We start from the raw sequence: 1,894 nt of genomic DNA, 5'->3' as shown, positions 1-1,894 counted from the left end.
TTCCATGACTGCGACTCCGGCGGACTTGCCTTTGATGCACTAATGCATTAGTGCATTAGCAAGGTCTCCCGTCAATGGCGGCCAGAGGAAACGAACAACAATGATGACGCAATTCCAGCGCGGCTGTGCCGCCATGGCCCTGATCGCCGCAACACTTCTGCCGGTATCCGCGGCGCATGCCCAGCAGAAATCCGAGCTCTCGCTGTCGCGCCAGCCCGGCATTTTCTACATGCCGAGCCACATCATGGAGAAGCAGAAGCTGATCGAGAAACATGCTGCTTCGCTCGGGGTATCAGGCGTCACCACCAAATGGGTCACCTTCTCCGGCGGTGGCGCGCAGACCGATGCGCTGCTCGCCGGCGGCGTCGACATCCTCAACACCGGCACCGGCAATCTCCTCTTGCTGTGGGACCGCACCCGCGGCGGCGTGAAGGGTATCGTCGCGACCTCGGCTCAGCCGATGACGTTGATCAGCCGCGACGCCAACATCAAGTCGATTAGGGATTTCGGCCCCGGCGACAAGATCGCGGTGCCGACCGTCAAGGTCTCGACCCAGGCGATCGTGCTTCAGATCGCGGCGGCCGAGGCCTTCGGTGCCGATCAATGGTCCAAGCTCGACGCCAATACCGTGCAGCTCGGCCATCCCGACGCCTATGCGGCGCTCGCCAATCCCAAGCACGAGGTGCACACTCACTTCTCGATCCCGCCCTTCACGTTCCTGGAGCTGAAGAACGTGCCGGGCGCGCATGTCGTGCTGTCGTCGCCCGACGTGATGGGCGGCCCGCTCAGCCAGGCGCAATTCTTCACCACGACCAAATTCGCCGACGCCAATCCCAAGATCATCCAGGCGGTGCGCGACGCCACCAAGGAAGCGCAGGACCTGATCCGCAGCGACACCAAACAGGCCGTCGAGATCTACAAGGAGATCACCGGCGACAAGACCTCGGTGGAGGAGCTGCTCGATCTCCTGAAGGAGCCCGGCATGATGGAATGGAATCTCGAGCCACAGGGCACAATGAAATTCGCCGCACATCTCTACAAGACCGGCACGCTGAAGATGCAGCCCAAGGCCTGGACCGACTATTATCTCCCCGTCGCGCACGACCTGAAGGRCAACTGATGGCGCTGCTCGATGTCAGCGGGGTGACGCTGCGCTACAAGACCTCCAGCGCCGTCGTCACCGCCACCGAGAGGGTGAGCTTCACCGTCGACAGGTCCGACCGCTTCGTGCTGCTCGGGCCGTCCGGCTGCGGCAAGTCGACCCTGCTCAAGGCCGTCGGCGGCTACATGAGCCCGAGCGAAGGCCGCATGAGCATCAACGGCCGCGAGATCCACGGTCCCGGCGCCGACCGGATGATGATCTTCCAGGAGTTCGACCAGCTGTTGCCGTGGAAGACCGTGCTCGCCAACGTGATGTTCCCGCTGCTCACCGCGCGAAAGCTGCCGCGCAAGGACGCGGAGGCACGCGCGCGGGCCTATATCGAGAAAGTCGGCCTCACCCGCGTGGTCGATGCCTATCCGCATACGCTGTCCGGCGGCATGAAACAGCGCGTCGCGATCGCGCGCGGCATGGCGATGGAGCCGGACATCCTGCTGATGGACGAGCCGTTCGCGGCGCTGGACGCGCTGACGCGCCGGACCTGCCAGGACGAGCTGCTCCAGCTCTGGAGCGAGACCAGGTTCACCGTGCTGTTCGTGACTCATTCGATCGCGGAAGCAATCCGCATCGGCAACCGCATCCTCCTGCTGTCGCCGCATCCCGGCCGCGTCAAGGCCGAGGTGGTCGATGTCGACAAGGTCTCGGGCGCGGACGGCAGCGCCGGCCGGCTGGAGAAGGAGATCCACGATCTCCTGTTCGCCGCCGAAGCCGCGGCGCATTGAGGGAGCCTCTAAC

2 protein-coding genes are annotated in these 1,894 nt (G+C 64.1%); both read left to right on the top strand.

The window, feature by feature from the left end; all coding sequences use genetic code 11:
* Nucleotides 1–100 precede the first annotated feature (100 nt).
* Nucleotides 101–1,120: an ABC transporter substrate-binding protein gene (locus AC1D00_RS39175; protein ID WP_477014365.1), complete on the top strand. Its 1,020-nt coding sequence runs from the start codon at nucleotides 101–103 to the stop codon at nucleotides 1,118–1,120.
* On the top strand, nucleotides 1,120–1,881 hold the full coding sequence (locus AC1D00_RS39170) for an ABC transporter ATP-binding protein (RefSeq protein ID WP_135178925.1): 762 nt from the start codon (nucleotides 1,120–1,122) through the stop codon (nucleotides 1,879–1,881). The genes AC1D00_RS39175 and AC1D00_RS39170 overlap by 1 nt, the downstream gene beginning before the upstream one ends.
* Nucleotides 1,882–1,894: the final 13 nt, after the last annotated feature.

Source organism: Bradyrhizobium sp. P2_E8, assembly GCF_056403875.1.
Note: the sequence above shows the minus strand (reverse complement) of the source record. Positions and strands in the feature narration are given on the sequence as shown.

Excerpts from the sequence above, each read along its gene's own strand:
- AC1D00_RS39170 (WP_135178925.1), top strand. The coding sequence starts at position 1,120 with ATGGCGCTGCTCGATGTCAGCGGGGTGACGCTGCGCTACAAGACCTCC.